The following is a 19,390-nucleotide window of genomic DNA, read 5'->3' as shown; positions in this document are numbered from 1 at the left end:
TCCCCCCGTCCCCCGGACACAACCGTTTCCCACGGCACGGTAGCAAGCGCCGCAACCGCACCGGCCGGCGTCCGACCACGCCAGGAGCCGCCGGATCCGATTGATAGGCGCCCGGAACGGGCCTGCGCATCAATCCCGCGACGGCTGGACTCGACGTCTCCGAGTCCCTCCGTCGTCACCCCGTCGGCGACGCCCACGTACGGGAGCCCGTCATCGCCACCGCGCAGTCCGCCCGCCCGGCCCCCACAACGATCGTGCGCCTCCAGGGCGTCGCCCCCCGGCGCCCCGGACCGCTCCTCTTGCTGCTGCCCGTCCTCGTCACCCTCGCGCTCGGCCTGTGGGGTGTCCGCCGGGGTGGTTCGCTGTGGCGGGACGAGGCGGTCACGTACGACATGGCGCACCGGAGTCTCCCCGACCTGTGGGCCACGCTCGGCAACGCGGACGCGGTGCACGGCGCGCACTACCTCCTCGTTCACACCCTGTATGCCGTGTTCGGCGGCGCCGACCCGCTCCTCGTGATGCGACTGCCGTCGGTCCTCGCCACAGCGGCGGCTACAGCGGGAGTGATCCGGCTCGGGAACCGATTGGCGGGCCCGCGTTCGGGACTGCTCGCGGGCCTCGTCTTCGCGCTCCTCCCGCCTGTCCAGGAGTACGCGCAGGAGGGCCGTTCGTACGCGCTCGTGTGCGCGCTGGTCGTGTGGGCCACGTATGCGCTGGTGTCGGCGGTGACCGCGCGGAACGCCAAGGTCTGGGCCGGCTACGGCGCGCTGATGCTCGCGGCCTGTCTGCTGCACGAGTTCGCGGTCCTCGCCCTGGCCGCGCACGCGCCGGCCGTCCCGCGCGCGGCCCGGCGCGGCTGGGCGGTCACCGCGGCCGCCGTGGTCCTCGGGCTCGCGCCTGTCGCGGTACTGAGCGCGGGCCAGTCGCAGCAGGTGGGGTGGATCGGCTTCGACGTCGTCTCGTACATCACGTTCGGGAGCGTGGCGGCCCTGGGCCTGGCCTGCGCGCGCGTCCTCCCCCTGGGTACCGGCCGGACCGTGGATCTCAGGACACTCGCGCTCGCCCTTCTCATCGCACCCGCGGCCCTGCTCATGCTGACGTCCGTGCTCCAGCCCCTGTACGTGGACCGATACGTCCTCTACGGCAACGCCGGACTCGCCCTGCTGATCGGCGCCGCGCTCCATCGGCTCGGCAGGCTGGGCTGGATACGGGTTGCTGCGGCGGCGACCGTCTGCGCCCTGGTCCCCGGCACCCTGCACCTGCGCGACCCCGCGAGCCGCACCGACGACGTCACGGCCATCGCCCGCGCCCTCCAGAAAATGAGCGAGCCTGGAGACGGCATCCTCTACATGCCGCTGCGACGCCGCGTGTGGTCCCTGCCGTATCCGCAGGCCGTCGCGGGCCTCCGCGACCTCGCCCTCGACCGCGGTCCGCACGCCTCCCGCACCTTGTACGGCACGGAGGTGTCCCCCTCCGCCATCCGCACCCGCATGCTCGCCACCCCCAGGATCGTCACGGTCCGCGACCCGGCGGGCCAGCCACTGGACGCCTTCGCGGGGGAGGCCGTGAAACGGAACGTGCTCCAGGCCCACTTCGAGGAGTGCGACACGCGCGAGGTACACGGAGCCCAGGTCACCGCATACGCACGCCCGGGCCAATGCTGAGGGTCCGCACCCGGGTGCGCAGCCCTTCAGAGGCGCGGGGAACTGCGCGACCAGCCCCCACCACCCGCACGATGACGACGACATCGTGCGAAAAGCTAAGCCTTCACCCCGACATACACAGTCATCGCGGCAAGCACGAACACATCGGGCCGCTGATACACGCTCGCCTTGTCGTCCGCGTCGAGGAGCCGGTCGAGCAGAGCGAGATCATCGGGCTCAAGGCCCTCCGCGAGCCCGGTCCGGCGGTGGCCGAGGCTGGTCGCGACGAAGGCGCGGCCCTCCTCCGACAGAGGCGCGGGCAGATCGAGCAGGAACGTACGGGTCGCCGCGTGACGCAGGCCGACAGCCGTCAGGAGGCCGGCCCAGTCCTCGGTCTCCTCGGCCGCCCCCGGCAGCTCGCCCCGCATCCGCGTGAACCACTCCTGCTCCACCGCGTCCAGCCGGGCCTGCAGACCGGGCCGGCCGATGCCGATGTCGCGTGGAAGGTAGCGCGAGGGCAGGCCGCCCTCCAGCAGGGCGAGGACACCGCCGGGCGCGAGCCGCTCGGCGAATCCGGCGAGGGCGGCCCGCTGGTCACCGACGTGGTGCAGGGACCTGCTGGCCCAGAGAAGATCGGCCGGGTACTCCAAGTCGCCGAGCCCGTCGCCGAGTTCGGCCTCCAGTGTGCTGAAGCGGTCGGCGATCCCGAGGCGGGCGGCACGGGCGCGGGCCGCCTCCAAGAGGGGCCCGGCGCCGTCCACGGCGACGACCCGCGCCTTGGGGAACGTGTCGGCGAGCAGACAGGAGATGACACCGGGACCGCTGCCCACGTCCACGATCATCTCGGGCTCCGGCTGCCGCTCCCGCAGCCAGCCCGCCGCCTCCGCGTAGAGCGGCGTGAACAGCTCGGCCTCCTGCTCCAGCATCGGAAGCATCTCCGCGAAGTCGATGTGGGTGTGCGTGTGGCCGTGCCCGTAACCGTGTTCGTGACCCTGTTCGTCGTGCTGCCCGTGGTCGTGTGCCATGGTTCCAAGCCTCTCGTCCGGGATACGGACAGCGTGCTACCACCTCCCCAGAACAGCTACTCGCCTTGCGGAAACAGCAAAGAGTTCCCCACGCCCCTGTCAGGGGGCGCGGGGAACGGCGCAATCTTGTGGCTTTTAGGGGCGCGAGGAACTGCGCGACCAGCCCCCACTCAGCCGCAGACAAACCACCCGCTCAGGCGACCCGCACCAGCGGAAGGTCACAACGCCGGATACGCGTTCTTCATGAGCTCCTGGAACTGCGCCGAGAACCAGTGCCCGGACAGCGGCGCGTTCGGCAGCGCGCCCGACATGTTGTTGTTGTTCCGCGGGTTGCCGGTGTACGTCGGGTCGCACATCCGGTCGAAGCCCTTGCCCTCGTCGTTGGGGATGGCGGTGCTCGACCCGTCCGACTCACCCGGCGGCTTCATCCACACGTACGCGTCGATGCCGGTCGCCGGTGATGCCTGCGGCCGCTCGCCGAGGCCCGCGCCCGACTGGTTGCACCAGTTGCCGAGGTGGATGCGCCGGTCGTAACGGCCTCCGTCGACGTAGGTGTCGACGTTGGTCGTCGCCCCGGGACCGGTGGGCCGTGCCGTGCCGCCCCAGCCGTTGCGAGAGGTGTCGATCAGCATGCCGATCCCGGACGGGAAGCCGATCGAGACCAACTGGCTGCGCATGGCCTGCGCGTACGACTGCTCGTCGACGTACCGGTTCCAGTCGATCCACTTCGACGTACGGACCGACGCGCCGTTCACGGAGTCGTTGATCGTGAAGTGGTTCTCCTTGAGGGCGCTGTAGTTGGCGGTGTTCACGATGAAGCCGTGCACATCGGCGACGGTCGCGCCCTCGGCGGTGGCCGCCTCCTTGAACAGGGCGGCCGAGGGCGCGAAGTTGTCGTCCCAGCCGAGCCAGCCGTGGTGGCCGGCGTCCACGTAGTTGTAGACGTTGGGCGCGTCGCCGAGCTTGTTCAGCGCGTAGCCGACGCCCTTCACGTAGTTGCCGTTCGCCTTCATCGTGTCGCAGTTGGCGGTGGCGGTGACGCGCGGCGAGACGTTCGTGACGAGGTTCGGCAGCGAGTCGATCTCGACGGTCGTGACGATCCGCAGACCCGCGTACTTGGTGTCCTTGAGGATGGCCGCGATCGGGTCGATGTACTGGGTCCTGTACTTGTCGATCTCCGTCGGGCCGAGTTCGCCGTTGGAGGCGAGGGCCGCGCAGTCACGGCCCGGCAGGTTGTAGATGACCAGTTGGACGACCAGTTCGTCGGAGCCCTTCTGCGCGAGCGCCGCGTCCAGGTGGGCGCGCAGGCCCATGCCGCCGTTCACGCCGTTGATGGCGGCGATCCGGTCGAGCCACACGCCCGTCGGCTGGTTGGCTATCCGGCTGCCCCCGGTCTCCACGGTGGCCTTCGCCTTCCACTCCGGGTTCACGTACACCTTGGCGCCCGCGTACGGGTTGTCGACCTTGGCGCCCGGGACCGGCGGGTCCGTGGGTCCGGGGCCGCCGCCACCGTCGTCGACGTTGCAGGTCACTCCGTCCAGGGTGAAGGTGGTGGGCAGCGCGTTGGTGCCGCTGTAGGTGCCGTTGAAGCCGAAGCTGACCGAACTCCCTGTCCCCAGCGTGCCGTTGTAGCTCTCGTTGGCCGCGGTGACGGCGGTGCCGCTCTGGCTGAGCTTCGCGTTCCAGCCGCTGGTGACCTTCTGGTTTCCGGCGTACGACCACTTCACGGCCCAACTCGACTTGGCCGCGCTGTTGTTGGTGACGGTGACCGCGGCGGTGAAGCCGGAGTCCCACTGGTTCTGCACCTTGTAGTCGACAGTGCAGGGAATGGCGGCCACGCCGACGTCCGGCGGTATCGCCGCGACGGCGGCGCCCGCGGTGCCGGCCACGAGCGCCATCGCCGCGAGGATTGCTGTTCTGGTACGGCTCATGTGCGGGGTGTCCTATCCGTCGAGGGAGCGCGGACGATCGCGCAGCCCGATGCCGTACGACGGCGTGGGAGTGCCGTCGTCATGGGGGATGAGGGTGAGTTCGGAGCACTCCACCGGGCAGGCGGGCGCGACTCCCGTAGCGGTGACACGAGCGATGCACTTGCGGTGCTCATGACAGAGATCCGCAGCGCAGGCCACTAAAAGAGATGAACGCGGGGGATGTCGCATGAGCGACTCCTTGCAGCTCTGACACGTCGTGACGGACGTGTCGACTGATGGAACCGCTCCCACTGGTGCCGAAGAAGGTAGCGCCAAGTGTTGGTAAAGGACAGAGGAGTTGCACTCTTGATCTATCGAATCATTTCGACTCTTCAAGCACCTTGACCCCTTCGACCCTCATCCCCACTATGGGAGCGCTCCCACTGGTTCAAGGCTTGTTGCCCCTCCCCCCATCTCCGAGCCGCATGGAGAGGAACCAGAACATGGCATCCAGACGGAGACGCCGCCTCGCGCGGCGGATGTGGACCGCCGTGGTGGCGGCCCTCGCCCTTCCGTTGACCACACTGGCCACCGGCGCGACCCCCGCTCAGGCGGCGGCCGTCCAGTGCAGCGTCGACTACAAGACGAACGACTGGGGCTCCGGCTTCACCGCCGAGCTCACCCTCACCAACCGCGGCACGGAGGCGATCAGCGGCTGGACCCTGACGTACGACTACGCGGGCAACCAGCAGCTCAGCAGCGGCTGGAGCGGTACGTGGTCGCAGTCCGGCAGGACGGTCACCGCGAGGAACGCGTCCTGGAACGGGACGATCGGGGTGGGTGCCGCGGTGACGACCGGCGCCCAGTTCACGTACAGCGGCACCAACGCCGCGCCCACGTCCTTCGCGATCAACGGCACGGCCTGCGCCGGCGCCCACCAGCCGCCGATCACCGTGCTGACCAGCCCCACCGCGGGCGCCGTGTACTCCCAGGGCGCCACGGTCCCGCTCGCCGCGACCGCCGCGGCGGCGGACAACGCGACGATCAGCAAGGTCGAGTTCTACGACAACACGACGCTGCTGGGCACCGACACGAGTTCGCCGTACTCGCTCTCAGCCTCCGGCTTGACCGTGGGCAGTCATTCGCTGCTCGCGAAGGCGTACGACAGCCTGGGCGCGTCGGCGGAGTCCACGCCGGTCGGCATCACGGTCGCCTCGGGTCCCGCCGTGGTGGTCTCGCCGACCCAACTGGGCGTCCAGCAGGGCAAGTCGGGGACGTACGACGTGAAGCTCTCGACCCAGCCCTCGGCGAACGTGACCGTGGCGACCGCTCGAGCGAGCGGCAACACGGGCCTGTCCGTCACCGCCGGGGCGTCGCTCACCTTCACCCCGTCGAACTGGAACACCGCCCAGAAGGTGACCGTCACGGCCGCCGCCTCGGGCACCGGTTCGGCGACTTTCGAGTCGACGGCCACCGGGCACGCGAAGGGCGCGGTCACCGTCACGCAGCTCGCCGCGTCGAAGGAGTACGACGCCCGCTTCCTGGAGCTCTACGGGAAGATCACCAACCCGGCGAACGGCTACTTCTCGCCGGAGGGCATCCCGTACCACTCGGTGGAGACGCTGATCGTCGAGGCGCCCGACCACGGCCATGAGACGACGTCGGAGGCGTACAGCTATCTGCTCTGGCTCCAGGCCATGTACGGCAAGGTGACGGGCGACTGGTCCAGGTTCAACGGGGCCTGGGAGATCATGGAGAAGTTCATGATCCCCACGAAGGCCGACCAGCCGACGAACTCGTTCTACAACGCCTCGAAGCCGGCGACCTACGCGCCCGAGCACGACACCCCGAACGAGTACCCGGCGCAGCTCGACACCGGTGTGTCGGTCGGCTCCGACCCGATCGCCGCCGAGCTGAAGAGCGCGTACGGCACGGACGACATCTACGGCATGCACTGGCTGCAGGACGTCGACAACGTCTACGGGTACGGCAATTCGCCCGGCAAGTGCGAGGCGGGTCCGACGGACACCGGTCCCTCGTACATCAACACCTTCCAGCGCGGATCGCAGGAGTCGGTGTGGGAGACCGTGCCCCAGCCGACGTGTGACGCCTTCAAGTACGGCGGCACGAACGGGTACTTGGACCTGTTCACCAAGGACGCCTCGTACGCCAAGCAGTGGAAGTTCACCAACGCCCCCGACGCCGACGCGCGGGCCGTGCAGGCCGCGTACTGGGCCGACATCTGGGCCAAGCAGCAGGGCAACGGCTCCGCCGTCACGGCGACCGTCGGCAAGGCCGCGAAGATGGGCGACTATCTCCGCTACTCCATGTACGACAAGTACTTCAAGAAAATCGGCAACTGCGTGGGGCCGTCGACCTGCCCGGCCGGCACCGGCAAGGACGCCTCGCACTACCTGCTGAACTGGTACTACGCGTGGGGCGGCGCCACCGACGCCTCGGCGGGCTGGGCCTGGCGCATCGGCTCCAGCCACACCCACGGCGGCTACCAGAACCCCCTGGCGGCGTACGCGCTCAGCTCGTACGCCGACCTGAAGCCCAAGTCGGCCACAGGGCAGGCGGATTGGGCCAAGTCCCTCGACCGGCAGCTGGAGTTCTACCGCTGGCTGCAGTCCAGCGAGGGGGCCATCGCGGGCGGCGCGACCAACAGCTGGCAGGGGCGGTACGCGACGCCGCCTTCCGGGACGCCGACCTTCTACGGCATGTTCTACGACGAGAAGCCCGTCTACCACGACCCGCCGTCCAACCAGTGGTTCGGCTTCCAGGCGTGGTCGATGGAGCGGGTCGCCGAGTACTACCAGCAGACGGGTGACGCGGACGCCAAGGTCGTCCTCGACAAGTGGGTCGACTGGGCGCTGTCCAAGACCACGGTCAACCCGGACGGCTCCTTCCGCATCCCGAACACCCTCCAGTGGTCGGGTAAGCCTGACACCTGGAACGCGTCAAGTCCCGGTGGGAACACGGGACTTCACGTCACCGTCGCCGACTACACGGACGACGTCGGCGTGGCGGCCGCGTACGCCAAGACCCTGACGTACTACGCCGACCGCTCCGGTGACACACAGGCCGGGGCCACGGCCAAGGCGCTGCTCGACGGCATGTGGGAGAACAATCAGGACGCGCTGGGCATCGCGGTCCCGGAGACCCGCGCCGACTACAACCGCTTCGACGACGGCGTGTACGTCCCGAGTGGCTGGACCGGCAGGATGCCGAACGGCGACACGATCAACTCGTCGTCGACCTTCGACTCGATCCGCTCGTTCTACGAGGACGATCCGGCCTGGTCGAAGATCGAGGCGTATCTGGCGGGCGGGGCCGCGCCCTCGTTCACGTATCACCGGTTCTGGGCCCAGGCGGATATCGCTCTCGCGATGGGTTCGTACGCGGAGCTCCTCGAATAGCCCCGTTGCCGCTCCGCGTGGCGCTCCGCGGGTTGGGCGGTACGTAGGCTGCGGGCCTGATGTGGCTGGTCGCGCAGTTCCCCGCGCCCCTGAGGGGCTCGGGGCGCCCAGAGCTTCGCGTGCGCCGGGCCGGACGGTCCCCCCACTCCACCGGGGGCCGTCCGGTCCACACGCGCCTTTCGCGTCTTCGTCCCCCCACGCAAGGAGAGTCACCGTGCGAAGAACCCCCGTCCTCACCGCCGTGCTCGGGCTTGCCGCCGGGCTGCTCGCCGGCACTCCTCCCGCGCTCGCCGCGCAGGCCGTCGAGAAGGAGGCCCCTGCGGCGTCCATCGCCGCCGACACGTACACCTGGAAGAACGCGCGCATCGACGGTGGCGGGTTCGTTCCCGGCATCGTCTTCAACCGGTCCGAGAGGAACCTCGCGTACGCCCGGACCGACATCGGTGGCGCCTACCGCTGGCAGGAGTCGTCGAAGAGCTGGACCCCGCTGCTCGACTCGGTGGGCTGGGACCGCTGGGGCCACACCGGCGTCGTGAGCCTGGCCTCCGACGCGGTCTCGCCGAGCAAGGTGTACGCGGCCGTCGGGACGTACACGAACAGTTGGGACCCCGGGAACGGGGCCGTGCTCAGGTCCTCCGACCGGGGCGCGACCTGGCAGAAGGCCGATCTGCCGTTCAAGCTGGGCGGCAACATGCCCGGGCGCGGCATGGGTGAACGGCTCGCTGTCGACCCCCACAGGAACAGCGTGCTGTATCTGGGCGCCCCGAGCGGCAAGGGGTTGTGGCGGTCCACGGACTCGGGTGCCTCCTGGTCGCAGGTGACGAATTTCCCCAACGTCGGCAACTACGTGCAGGATCCGACCGACACGAGCGGGTACGCCTCCGACAACCAGGGCATCGCCTGGGTGACCTTCGACGAGTCGACCGGCACGGGCACCAACGCGACCGGGACCATCTACGTCGGTGTCGCCGACAAGGACAACGCCGTCTACCGCTCCACCGACGCGGGCGCGACCTGGTCCCGGCTCGCCGGGCAGCCCACGGGATACCTGGCCCACAAGGGCGTCCTCGACGCGGTGAACGGCTACCTCTATCTCGCGTACAGCGACAAGGGCGGCCCGTACGACGGCGGCAAGGGTCGGCTGTGGCGGTACGCGACGGCGACCGGCACCTGGACGGACATCAGCCCGGTCGCGGAGGCGGACACCTACTACGGCTTCAGCGGGCTGACGGTCGACCGGCAGAAGCCGGGCACGGTCATGGCGACGGCGTACAGCTCCTGGTGGCCGGACACCCAGATCTTCCGCTCCACGAACAGCGGCGGAACCTGGACGAAGGCCTGGGACTACACCTCGTACCCCAACCGCTCGAACCGCTACACGATGGACGTCTCGTCCTCGCCGTGGCTGAGCTGGGGCGCCAATCCGTCACCGCCTGAGCAGGCGCCCAAACTGGGCTGGATGACCGAGGCGTTGGAGATCGATCCGTTCAACTCGGCCCGGATGATGTACGGGACGGGCGCGACGGTCTACGGCACGGAGAACCTGGGCCAGTGGGACAGCGGCGGCCAGTTCACCATCAAGCCGATGGCGCAGGGGCTGGAGGAGACGGCCGTGAACGACCTGGCCGCTCCCCCGTCCGGCGGGGCCCAACTCCTCAGCGCGCTGGGCGACATCGGCGGCTTCCGGCACACGGATCTCACCAAGGTCCCCCCGATGATGTTCACTTCGCCGAACTTCACCACGACGACGAGCCTCGACTTCGCGGAGTCCAACCCGGGCACGGTGGTGCGGGCCGGCAATCTCGACTCTGGTCCGCATGTGGCGTTCTCCACGGACAACGGCGCCAACTGGTTTGCGGGCACCGACCCTTCGGGGGTCAGCGGCGGCGGCACGGTCGCGGCGGCGTCCGACGGAAGCCGCTTCGTGTGGAGCCCGGAGGGCGCGGGCGTCCACCACGCGACGGGGTTCGGCACGTCGTGGTCGGCGTCGACCGGCATCCCGGCCGGCGCGATCGTCGAGTCGGACCGGGTCGACCCGAAGGTCTTCTACGGCTTCAAGTCCGGCAGGTTCTACGTCAGTTCGGACGGCGGAGTCTCCTTCACCGCCTCGTCCGCGACCGGGCTGCCGAGCGGCGACAGCGTACGGTTCAAGGCGCTGCCGGGCACGAAGGGTGACGTGTGGCTGGCGGGCGGCGCGAGCGACGGCGCGTACGGGCTGTGGCACTCCACCGACGGCGGCGCGACCTTCACCAAGCTGTCGGGCGTCGAGCAGGCCGACACGATCGGCTTCGGCAAGGCGGCGGCCGGCGCCTCCTACCAGAGCCTCTACACGAGCGCGAAGATCGGCGGCGTCCGCGGCATCTTCCGCTCCACGGACAAGGGCGCGACCTGGACCCGCATCAACGACGATGCCCACCAGTGGGGTTGGACGGGCGCGGCCATCACCGGTGATCCGCGCGTCTACGGGCGCGTGTACGTGTCGACGAACGGCCGGGGCGTCATCTACGGCGACTCGTCCGACGCGGACGGCGGAGGCGGGGGCGGCGGCACGGACCCGACACCGACCGGCGCCTGCGCGGTGACGTACAAGATCACAAACCAGTGGTCGGGCGGTTTCCAGGCGGACGTCCGGCTCAGCAACACCGGCTCAACCGCCTGGAACGGCTGGGCACTTGGCTGGTCCTTTCCCAACGGCCAGGGTGTCACCCAGGTGTGGAACGCCGAGCACACACAGTCCGGAGCGGCGGTCACGATGAAGAACCTGGGCTGGAACGCGAATGTCGCGGCCGGTTCGTCGGTGAGCTTCGGCTTCACGGGGAGCTGGTCGGGGACGAACGGGACTCCGGCGGCGTTCAAGCTCGGTGACCAGTCCTGCACGGTGACCTGACACCGGGCCGGACGAACGGGAGGGCGCGGGCCGGAAGCGGCCCGCGCCCTTCCGCAGCAGAGACCCGTCCACCTTGGTTCAGATCACAACTAAGTCACCACTCGCGCACATCCCTCACACTTTCTCCATCCCTCCCGTTACGGTCATTCCTCCACAACCCTGGGGGGACCCATGTCTTTCGGACCGCCGCCGTCCACGCCTCCGCAGCCACAGTGGGGTCCTCCCCTGCAGCCGCCCGTGCCTCCCCGGCCGGGCTGGGCGCGCAAGCGCGTCGCGATCCCCGCCGCAGCCGTCCTGTTGCTCGTCGGGGCCGGCATCGGAGCGTCCGGCGGGGAGGATTCCGGCAAGAAGGTCTCCGCACGGCCGACCGTCACCGTGACCGCCACCCCCGCCGAGCTGAAGGCCGACGCCGAGCCGGCACCGGAGGTCACGGTCACCGAAACGGAGACCGTCACGGCGAAGCCGTCGAAGAAGCCCGCGCCGAAGGTCGCCACCATCCCCGGCGACGGAACCTTCGTCGTCGGAGACGACATCAAGGCAGGCACCTACAAGACTGCGGGCGCCGAGGATTCGGTGATCCCGAACTGCTACTGGGCACGGCTCAAGGGCACGTCGGGCGACTTCGAGGACATCATCACCAACGGCAACGTCAAGGGCCCCACCACGGTCACCATCTCCAGCGGCGACGGGGCGTTCCAGTCCACCGGATGCCAGACGTGGAAGAAGGTCGGCTGACGGGCCGTGCGCGAGTTCGGCGGCCGCCCCATGAGCTCGGACGGCCGCCCATTCACCTCACCCTGGAACCCGTTTCAGCAGGTCACGGAGTGTAAACCGTCGGCCGCGGAGCCGCCGGCATGCCGTTGCCGATGTAGAAGCTCGGGTGTGGCGGCTGGTTGTACGCGGTGTTCTGCCAGGCGATGCCCGTGCGGTACATCGTGTCGTGGAGGAGAGTCGTGATCTTCGTGGTGGTCTCGTTCGGGGTGGAGTAGACGCGCAGGGCCGTGTTGTCGCCGGTGGCCCAGACGACCTCCTCGCGCCAGTCGCCGAAGAGGTCGCCGGACAGCGCCGGGGTCGCCTTGGTGCCGTTGTTGGAGTGGACCGAGGCGCCGGTCAGCAGGCGGGTGTCGGCGGATGTGCCGTACTTGTCGATGCGGGTGCCGTCCAGGAGTTCGCGGATGGTGTCCCCGTCCCACCAGGACAGGAAGTTGACGGAGGAGGGCTCGCGGCCCTTGGTGGCGCCGGACTTGTCACGGATGCTCGTGTCGGAGGCGGACCACATCTCGGCGCCGGCGTTGCCCGCGTAGATGTCCCCCGCCACTCCCCGGCCGTTGTCGCAGCAGGCGGCGAGCTGCCAGCGGATCGCGCCGTTGGCGGGGTTGATGTACAACTCGGCGGGCTGGGAGGTGGATTCGGAGACCTTGAAATACTCAAGGCCCGATGTCCCCGGGTCCAGGTCGCCCAGGTGCTGGGCGTCGCCGTGGCCTGTCCTCGTGGTCCACAGGCCGTTGCCGTTGTCGTCGACGGCCATCGCCCCGTAGACGATCTCGTCCTTGCCGTCGTTGTCGACGTCGCCGACGGACAGACTGTGCGAACCCTGGCCGTCGAAGCCCTTGCCGGTGTTGGTAGAGGAGTTGGTGTCGAAGGTCCAGCGCCGCGTGAACGCCCCGTTGCGCCAGTCCCAGGCCGCGATCACCGAACGCGTGTAGTAGCCGCGGGCCATGATGAGCGAGGGCCGGGCGCCGTCCAGGTACGCGGTCCCGGCGAGGAACCGGTCCACGCGGTTGCCGTACGAGTCGCCCCACGACGAGACCGTGCCCCGCGCCGGGACGTAGTCGACGCTCTGCATCGCCCTGCCCGTCTGGCCGTTGAACATGGTCAGGTACTCGGGTCCGGCGAGAACGTAGCCGCTGGAATTGCGGTGGTCCGCGGAGGAGCTGCCGATGACCGCGCCCGTTCCGTCGACCGTGGCGTCGGCGGTCTTCGCGGCCACCTCGGCCTTGCCGTCGCCGTCGTAGTCGTACACCTGGAACTGCGTGTAGTGCGCGCCCGAGCGGATGTTGCGGCCCAGGTCGATGCGCCACAGCCGGGTGCCGTCGAGCTTGATTCCGTCGACGATCGTGTTGCCGGTGTAGCCGGACTGGGAGTTGTCCTTGGCGTTCGTCGGCTGCCACTTCAGGACGAAGTCGAGCGCGCCGTCGCCGTCGAGATCGCCGACCGAGGCGTCGTTGGCCTCGTAGGTGTACGCGACGCCGTCGGGGGTGGTGCCGCCGGCGGGCGGGCTGATGGGCACGTCCTTGTATCCGGTACGGAACTGGATCGCGTGGACCGAGTCGCCCTGCTCGACGCCGCCCACGACCGCGCGGACCGTGTAGTCGGCCTGGGAGGGCGCGCCGGAGTGGAAGTAGTTCGTCGAGCCGGTGACCGGGGTCGAGTTGACCTTCGTACCGGCCCGGTAGACGTTGAACGAGACGTCGTTCGGGTCGGTGCCGAGCCAGCGCCAGCTGACGAGGTTACCGGCGTCGGTGTGGACGCTGACCACACCCCGGTCCAGCTTCTCGACCTGGCGCGCGGTCGCGGCATGGGCCGGAGTCGCGGTGAGCGAGGTGAGCCCTGCGGCGGCGAGGGCCCCGGCGACGACGGTGGTGAGGAGGAGCCTGGCCCTGGCCCTGGCCCTGGTCCTGCTCCTGGTCCTCGTCCTGCTGCTGCGTCTGCGTTGCGGGTGCTGCACGGTGACGTACCTCCCTGGGAGGGGCAGACGGGTTCTGCTACCTCAGTTGCCGCTGGAGGCACGGGAGTTGCCGCGATTCAGCAAGCGCTGTCTATGCGTCCTGCGTGCGGGACACGTCGTACGTGCGGGACAGGGCGGCGATCGTCTCCGCGATGCGCTCACGCAACTCGGCCGGTTCCAGCACCTCGACGTCCGTGCCGAGACGGAGGAACTCGCCGTGTGCGTGGTCGACGGACTCGATGGGGACGGTGGCCAAGGTCCAACCGTCCGCGTCCGTGCGGCCGTTGGCCCGTACGGCGTCTCCCGCCGGTCCGGTGAGGCGTGCGCCCGGGGCCAGCCGGACCACCGCCTCGCCCCGGTGCAGCCGGTCGTGGAAGTCCCTCTGGTACGCCATCCAGTACGCGGCGAGGTCGAAGTCGTCGGGGCGGGTGAACTCCTCGCCGGACGCGGCCAGTTCGAGGATCTGGTCGACCCGGAACGTACGCGGTCCGGGGCCCGCGACGACGTACCAGCGGCCCGCCTTGAGGACGAGGCCGTACGGTTCGAGGCGGCGTTCCACGTCGGTGGGCTCGCGCCAGCGGCGGTACAGGACGTTCAGGACGCGGCTGTTCCAGACCGCGTCGGCGACGGCGGGGAGGTACGGGCCTCCCCCGCTGTCGGTGTCGGCGTACCAGCCGGGCGCGTCCAGGTGGAAGCGGCCGCTGATGCGGTCGGCGTGCTCGCGCAGCTCGCGTGGGAGAGCGGCGCGCACCTTGAGCTGGGCGGCGGCCAGGACCGTGCCGAGGCCCAGCTCGGCGGCGGGTCCGGGCGCACCCGCGAGGAACAGGGCCTCCGCCTCGCCCGCGGTGAGGCCGGTCAGCCGGGTGCGGTAGCCGTCGAGGAGGCGGTAGCCGCCCGCGTGTCCCGCGTCGCCGTACAGCGGGATGCCGGCGGCGCTGAGTGCCTCGACGTCTCGGTAGACCGTGCGCACCGAGACCTCCAGCTCCTCGGCGAGGTCGGCGGCGGTCATCCGGCCCCGGGTCTGGAGGAGCAGGAGGATCGAGACGAGGCGGGCTGACTTCACCTCTCCAGAATGCCAGGCTTCACTGACAGTAGGTGTCAGTGAAGCGGCCCTAGCGTCCTCTCATGACCTCAGAGACATCCAAGACGGCCATGACCTCCCGAACCTTCGCGGAGAAACTGCTGACCGTGCCGCCGCCCATCGAGGTGGCGGGGCGGCGGATCAAGCGCTACCACGTGACCACCGACCCCGCGGGGATCGCGCCCGACGTCCAGGAGGCGGCGTACGCGATGCTGCCGAAGCTGCTGCCGGAAGCGGGCGGGCGGAGCCGCTGGGGCGCGCCGACACCGGCTAAGGCGCCCGGAAGCGGAGCCAATCAAGACGGCACGCCGCCCGCGACGTTCGTCGTGCTGCACCGGGGCGCCGACGACGGTGCCTATCTGAACGCGTACAGCTGGGTGTGGGACAACGTCCTGCACTTCATGGGTGCCGCGGCGGGTCAGCCGGTGCTCGGCTGTCCGGACCGGGACCCGACGCACTTCATCGCCCCCGACCTGCCGTGGATCGGCTGTGTCTGGGAGCTGCCGCCGATCCTGCACGAGCGCGACGCCTGGGTGCGGCACATGCTCGCGCCCGATGCCCCCGACCTCGACGCCTATATGGCCGACTGCCTGCCCGAGGGCACGACGGGAGACCGTTCATGAGCACGCCGCACGACTTCGACTTCTTCGTCGGCGAGTGGGATGTGGCCCATCGCCGCCGCACCGACTTCCTGGACGCCGGGAGCGGGTGGGAGGAGTTCCCGGCCACGAACCGTTGCTGGAGCCTGTTCGACGGGGCAGGCAACATCGACGAGATGGACGTGCCCGGCCAGGGGTGGAAGGGGCTGACCCTGCGGCTGCGCGACCGGGAGACCGGGCAGTGGTCGCTGAACTGGTCCAGCAGTCGCATCGGCCGACTGTTCCCGCCCGTGATCGGCCAATTCACTGACGGTCGGGGCGAGTTCTACGGGGACGACACGTACGACGGCAAGGACGTGCGTGTGCGGTTCGTGTGGTCGGGGATCTCGGCGACCACGGCCCGCTGGGAGCAGGCGTTCTCCGTGGACGGCGAGAAGACGTGGGTGACCAACTGGGTCATGGACTTCACACGCCGGCTCCCGGCGGGCCCAGGGCCGGCCCCGGCTTCCGGAACGCCCGCAGCTTGAACTTCGGGTCGGGGCGCGGGACATGCTGGTCCGGGAGCTGTTCCAGGCGTTGCGCGAGTTTCTCGGTGAGGGGCGCGCCCGGCGGCAGCAGTGTGTACCAGCCGCGCCGTACGTCGGCGGCGGCCCGAGCCGGGGCCCGGCCCTGGCCGTAGCCGCGGAAGCACGCCCGGCCCGCCGGGATCAGGGCGTGCCGGTCGGCAAAGGACCCCACGAGGTCGTCGCGGTCGCGGGCCGCGCGGCGCGGGCGCGGGGCCATCACGGCGTCGATGTCGCTGCGGACGTCGTGCGAGGCGGCCTTGTCGACGGTCGTGACGAAGACACCGCCGGGCCGCAGCACCCGGGCCGCCTCGGCGACGACCCGCTCCGCGTCGTCCAGCAGGTGCAGCAGCCAGACGGCCGTGACGGCACCGAACGAGGCGTCCGGAAAGGGGAGTTGGCGGGTGTCCGCGAGGACCACGCGGCCGGGTACGCGCTCGGCTGCCCGCCGCAGCATGCCGTACGCCGCGTCGGCGCCCGCCACGTCGAGACCGGACTCCGCGAGCCGACGCGTCACGATGCCGGTGCCGCAGGCGATGTCGAGGAGGTTGCCCGTGCCCTCGGGGATCAGTCCGAGCACTGCGCTCGCGGCCGCGGCGGCACGGGGTTCGCCGCCGCGGGACACGTCGTACCGCTCGGCTTCCTTGTCGTAGTCGAACACCAGTGGGCTCAATGTGCGCCGTGCCCGGCGGCGAGGTCCTCGACCCGGCGCGCCAGGTCGAAGTCCAGCTCGGTGACGGCTCCGCCCACGCTGTGCGTGTTCACGGTGAGGGAGACCGTGTGGTAACCGAGCGTGAGGTCGGAGTGGTGGTCCAGCTCGTCCTGCACCTGGGCGATGTGCACCACCAGCGCGGCCGCCGCGAAGTGCGAGCCGAGCTGGTAGGAGCGGGCGATCCGGTCTCCGTCCAGGGACCAGCCGGGCAGCTCCGCGAGCCGGTCCTCGATCTCCTTCTGCGACAGCGGGGCAGGGGGCATGATCGCGCTCCTTCCATGATGTCCGGATCTCTTCAGCGTGCCACAGTCCGGCCGTCCCGTCCCTGGTCAGGCGCGTCCGGCGCAATGGGCGGGGTAGGCATTCGGCCGCTCGGCGGCTCATCGACTCCCTGGGCGCGGATCGACTACGGTCGGTGCATGACCGCCGCCGCTGCCGCCTCCCCGTCCACCAGTACGTCGGCCGCCACGTCCGCCAAGGGTGTCGGTCCGCTGCTGCGCGGCTGGCGGGAGCAGCGTCGGGTCAGCCAGCTGGAGCTGGCCCTGCGGGCCGGGTCGTCGGCGCGGCACATCAGCTTCGTCGAGACGGGCCGCTCCCGGCCGAGCGAGGAGATGGTGCTGCGGCTGGCCGAGCACCTGGACGTACCCGTGCGGGACCGCAACGCCCTTCTGCTGGCGGCCGGTTATGCGCCCCGCTACCCCGAGACCCCGCTCGACGATCCGGCGCTGGACGCGCTGCGCGAGGGTGTGGAGCGGCTGATCCAGGGCTACGAGCCCTATCCGGCGTTCGTGGTGGACGCGACGTACAACGTGGTCGCCGCCAACCGGGGCATCGCCATGCTGCTCGACACCGTCCCCGAGCGCCTCCTCGCCCCGCCGCTGAACGCGATGCGGCTGACACTGCACCCGGAGGGTCTCGCGCCGAGGATCCGCAATCTGCGGGAGTGGCGCGGCCATCTGCTGGCCCAGATGGAGCGGGACATCGCCCTGCGCCGGTCCGAACCGCTGCGCGCGCTGTACGAGGAGGTGGCGGCGTATCCGTATCCCTCGGAGGGCTCCTTGGAGGGCTCCTCGGAGGGCTCTCCCGGGAGCGGGAGCGGCAGCGGGAGTGGGAGCGGCGAGGGGACCGGGGAGACCGTCCCCTACTTCGCCCTGCCGATGCAGATCGAGCACGACGGACGGGTGCTGTCGTTCATCTCGTCCATCTCGACGTTCAACACGCCCATGGACGTGACCGTCGCCGAGCTGGCCATCGAGACACTGCTCCCGGCCGACCCGGCGACGGTCAAATACCTTCAGTCGCTGATGTCCTGAGGTCCCGTCAGCGCTCGCAGCGCCACGTGCTGCGCAAGCGCGAACCCCGCAACGACCAGTGCCTGCAAGGGAATCCACACGGCGCCCGCGGTGCTCGGCGACAGCCACACGGCGAGCGCGATGCAACTCAGCACCGCCCAGGCGAGGTTGATCTCGATCACGGCCCGTACCGGGAGGACGGGCGACGGCCGACGTGAGGCCAGCCACGCGACACCCGCCGCGTACACCGTGAGAACCAGGCCGAGGGCGAGCAGCAGCCCCGAATCGACATCGAGCAGCCGCCCCAGCGGTCCGGACGCGACCAGGTAGGCGACGCCGTTCACGCCGGTCACCGCCGCGTCGAACGCCAGGAAGCGGCGCAGCATGGTCTGCGGCTCGGTGGTGCGGGCCAGGGCGGCGAACTGGGCTGCGGACATGGCGGATCACCCTCCGTCGAGGTCGTGGCGGAATAGTGGGACCCGGTTCCCGGACCGGAGTGCGCCGGCCCGGAAACCGGTACACCCACCATGACGGGCGCCCCGGGTGACGGTCGATTACCGCCGAGGTAATGACAACGCCCCGGATCAGGTGAGGGTTGAGCGGGAACATGGCACACTTCTGGCCATGCTCGGCGCGTGGGGAGGCGTGGCGTGAGTGAAAGGCGTCCTGCGCCGACCGTGGGGCAGGTGGTGCTGGGTAGACGACTGCAGGAACTGCGCGAGGCGTCCGGTCTGAAACGGGACGAGGCCGCGCGGATCCTGCGGGTCACGGGCGCGACCATCCGCCGGATGGAGATGGCCGAGGTCGCGCTGAAGATCCCGTACGTCCAGGTGCTCCTGTCGACGTACGGCGTGCCCGACGACGAGATCGCGGCGTTCGTCCGGCTGACCGAGGAGGCGAACCAGCCGGGCTGGTGGCAGCGCTTCCACGACGTCCTGCCTGACTGGTTCAGCATGCATGTGAGCCTGGAGGGCGCGGCCTCGATCATCCGGTCGTACGAGCCGCACTTCGTGCCCGGGCTGCTGCAGACCGAGGACTACGCGCGCGCGGTCCTGGAGGCGGGCACAGTCGGGCAGACCGGGCCCGAGGAGATCGAACGCCATGTGTCCCTGCGGATGGCCCGGCAGAAGCTGCTGACCGGGGAGAACCCGCCCCACCTCTGGGTGATCATGGAGGAAACGGTCCTGCGGCGGCCGGTCAGTATCCGCTCCGAGGTGATGGCGGAGCAGCTCGACCATCTGCTGGAGGCCGTGGAGAGCGACCGCGTCACGCTGCAGATCGCCGAGTTCGCGGCGGGGCCCCATCCGGGGACGTACGCGCCGTTCGTGCTGTTCCGCTTCGCGGAGCCGGAGTTGCCGGACATGGTTTACACCGAGTATCTGACCGGGGCGCTGTATCTCGACTCTCGCAACGAGGTGGCTGCGCACCTGGAGGTGTTGGACCATATGACCACCGGGGCGGCGGGGGCGCGGCGGACCGCGGAGTTGATTCGGGCTCGGCGGGCCGACTTCTAGGTGTGGGGCTGGTTGTT

The 19,390-nt window shown here is 70.0% G+C and carries 15 protein-coding genes; 8 read left to right on the top strand and 7 right to left on the bottom strand.

The genetic code is table 11. The features are described from left to right. Positions 1 to 299 precede the first annotated feature (299 nt). Complete coding sequence (locus ACIBEI_RS34145; RefSeq protein ID WP_398894171.1) at positions 300 to 1,664, top strand: glycosyltransferase family 39 protein; 1,365 nt, start codon at positions 300 to 302, stop codon at positions 1,662 to 1,664. A 95-nt stretch (positions 1,665 to 1,759) separates the two neighbouring features. Here ACIBEI_RS34145 and ACIBEI_RS34140 read toward each other — a convergent pair whose 3' ends face one another. Together ACIBEI_RS34140 and ACIBEI_RS34135 are read right to left on the bottom strand one after the other, a co-directional pair. Next, positions 1,760 to 2,668: a class I SAM-dependent methyltransferase gene (locus tag ACIBEI_RS34140; protein ID WP_398894170.1), complete on the bottom strand. Its 909-nt coding sequence runs from the start codon at positions 2,666 to 2,668 to the stop codon at positions 1,760 to 1,762. Between the two features lie 218 nt (positions 2,669 to 2,886). Further along, a complete protein-coding gene (locus ACIBEI_RS34135) occupies positions 2,887 to 4,599 on the bottom strand; it encodes a glycoside hydrolase family 6 protein (RefSeq protein ID WP_398894169.1) in 1,713 nt (570 codons plus the stop codon). 482 nt (positions 4,600 to 5,081) lie between these two features. Here ACIBEI_RS34135 and ACIBEI_RS34130 point away from each other — a divergent pair, with 482 nt between their 5' ends. From ACIBEI_RS34130 to ACIBEI_RS34120, 3 genes are all read left to right on the top strand, one after another. Further along, on the top strand, positions 5,082 to 7,997 hold the full coding sequence (locus ACIBEI_RS34130; RefSeq protein WP_398894168.1) for a glycoside hydrolase family 48 protein: 2,916 nt from the start codon (positions 5,082 to 5,084) through the stop codon (positions 7,995 to 7,997). A 214-nt stretch (positions 7,998 to 8,211) separates the two neighbouring features. After that, the gene (locus tag ACIBEI_RS34125) at positions 8,212 to 10,884 is read left to right on the top strand and encodes a cellulose binding domain-containing protein (RefSeq protein WP_398894167.1); all 2,673 of its coding nucleotides are present in this window, start codon (positions 8,212 to 8,214) and stop codon (positions 10,882 to 10,884) included. A 237-nt stretch (positions 10,885 to 11,121) separates the two neighbouring features. Further along, positions 11,122 to 11,619 (top strand): hypothetical protein, encoded by a 498-nt coding sequence (locus ACIBEI_RS34120; protein ID WP_398894166.1) that lies wholly within the window; start codon positions 11,122 to 11,124, stop codon positions 11,617 to 11,619. A gap of 82 nt (positions 11,620 to 11,701) precedes the next feature. Here ACIBEI_RS34120 and ACIBEI_RS34115 read toward each other — a convergent pair whose 3' ends face one another. Continuing rightward, positions 11,702 to 13,612: a rhamnogalacturonan lyase gene (locus ACIBEI_RS34115; protein ID WP_398894164.1), complete on the bottom strand. Its 1,911-nt coding sequence runs from the start codon at positions 13,610 to 13,612 to the stop codon at positions 11,702 to 11,704. A gap of 91 nt (positions 13,613 to 13,703) precedes the next feature. After that, a complete protein-coding gene (locus ACIBEI_RS34110; protein WP_398894163.1) occupies positions 13,704 to 14,675 on the bottom strand; it encodes a helix-turn-helix transcriptional regulator in 972 nt (323 codons plus the stop codon). 62 nt (positions 14,676 to 14,737) lie between these two features. Between ACIBEI_RS34110 and ACIBEI_RS34105 the strand changes: the two genes are divergently transcribed. Both ACIBEI_RS34105 and ACIBEI_RS34100 read left to right on the top strand, forming a co-directional pair. Next, positions 14,738 to 15,316, top strand: coding sequence for a hypothetical protein (locus ACIBEI_RS34105; protein WP_398894161.1), 579 nt, complete (start codon positions 14,738 to 14,740; stop codon positions 15,314 to 15,316). Further along, entirely contained in the window at positions 15,313 to 15,819 is a 507-nt protein-coding gene (locus ACIBEI_RS34100; protein ID WP_398894160.1) for a hypothetical protein, read from the top strand. Before ACIBEI_RS34105 ends, ACIBEI_RS34100 begins: the two co-directional genes overlap by 4 nt. Here the strand turns inward: ACIBEI_RS34100 and ACIBEI_RS34095 are convergent. Further along, complete coding sequence (locus ACIBEI_RS34095) at positions 15,758 to 16,516, bottom strand: class I SAM-dependent methyltransferase (protein WP_398894159.1); 759 nt, start codon at positions 16,514 to 16,516, stop codon at positions 15,758 to 15,760. The genes ACIBEI_RS34100 and ACIBEI_RS34095 overlap by 62 nt on opposite strands. Positions 16,517 to 16,524: 8 nt before the next feature. After that, on the bottom strand, positions 16,525 to 16,830 hold the full coding sequence (locus tag ACIBEI_RS34090) for a 4a-hydroxytetrahydrobiopterin dehydratase (RefSeq protein WP_189840950.1): 306 nt from the start codon (positions 16,828 to 16,830) through the stop codon (positions 16,525 to 16,527). 156 nt (positions 16,831 to 16,986) lie between these two features. Between ACIBEI_RS34090 and ACIBEI_RS34085 the strand changes: the two genes are divergently transcribed. Then, entirely contained in the window at positions 16,987 to 17,880 is an 894-nt protein-coding gene (locus ACIBEI_RS34085; RefSeq protein WP_398894157.1) for a helix-turn-helix domain-containing protein, read from the top strand. Here the strand turns inward: ACIBEI_RS34085 and ACIBEI_RS34080 are convergent. Then, positions 17,862 to 18,296: a hypothetical protein gene (locus ACIBEI_RS34080; RefSeq protein ID WP_398894155.1), complete on the bottom strand. Its 435-nt coding sequence runs from the start codon at positions 18,294 to 18,296 to the stop codon at positions 17,862 to 17,864. The genes ACIBEI_RS34085 and ACIBEI_RS34080 overlap by 19 nt on opposite strands. Before the next feature lie 213 nt (positions 18,297 to 18,509). Here ACIBEI_RS34080 and ACIBEI_RS34075 point away from each other — a divergent pair, with 213 nt between their 5' ends. Next, positions 18,510 to 19,373, top strand: a complete 864-nt coding sequence (locus tag ACIBEI_RS34075) for a helix-turn-helix domain-containing protein (protein WP_398894154.1) — start codon at positions 18,510 to 18,512, stop codon at positions 19,371 to 19,373. Positions 19,374 to 19,390 lie beyond the last annotated feature (17 nt).

It is taken from the genome of Streptomyces sp. NPDC050988, assembly GCF_044456225.1.
In the GTDB taxonomy this organism is placed as follows: Bacteria; Actinomycetota; Actinomycetes; order Streptomycetales; family Streptomycetaceae; genus Streptomyces.
This window is presented reverse-complemented; position numbering and strand designations above follow the sequence as displayed.

Coding starts and splice junctions, on each gene's coding strand:
- ACIBEI_RS34085 (WP_398894157.1), top strand. CDS start 16,987: ATGACCGCCGCCGCTGCCGCCTCCCCGTCCACCAGTACGTCGGCCGCC.
- ACIBEI_RS34130 (WP_398894168.1), top strand. CDS start 5,082: ATGGCATCCAGACGGAGACGCCGCCTCGCGCGGCGGATGTGGACCGCC.
- ACIBEI_RS34080 (WP_398894155.1), bottom strand. CDS start 18,296: ATGTCCGCAGCCCAGTTCGCCGCCCTGGCCCGCACCACCGAGCCGCAG.
- ACIBEI_RS34135 (WP_398894169.1), bottom strand. CDS start 4,599: ATGAGCCGTACCAGAACAGCAATCCTCGCGGCGATGGCGCTCGTGGCC.
- ACIBEI_RS34105 (WP_398894161.1), top strand. CDS start 14,738: ATGACCTCAGAGACATCCAAGACGGCCATGACCTCCCGAACCTTCGCG.
- ACIBEI_RS34100 (WP_398894160.1), top strand. CDS start 15,313: ATGAGCACGCCGCACGACTTCGACTTCTTCGTCGGCGAGTGGGATGTG.
- ACIBEI_RS34090 (WP_189840950.1), bottom strand. CDS start 16,830: ATGCCCCCTGCCCCGCTGTCGCAGAAGGAGATCGAGGACCGGCTCGCG.
- ACIBEI_RS34140 (WP_398894170.1), bottom strand. CDS start 2,668: ATGGCACACGACCACGGGCAGCACGACGAACAGGGTCACGAACACGGT.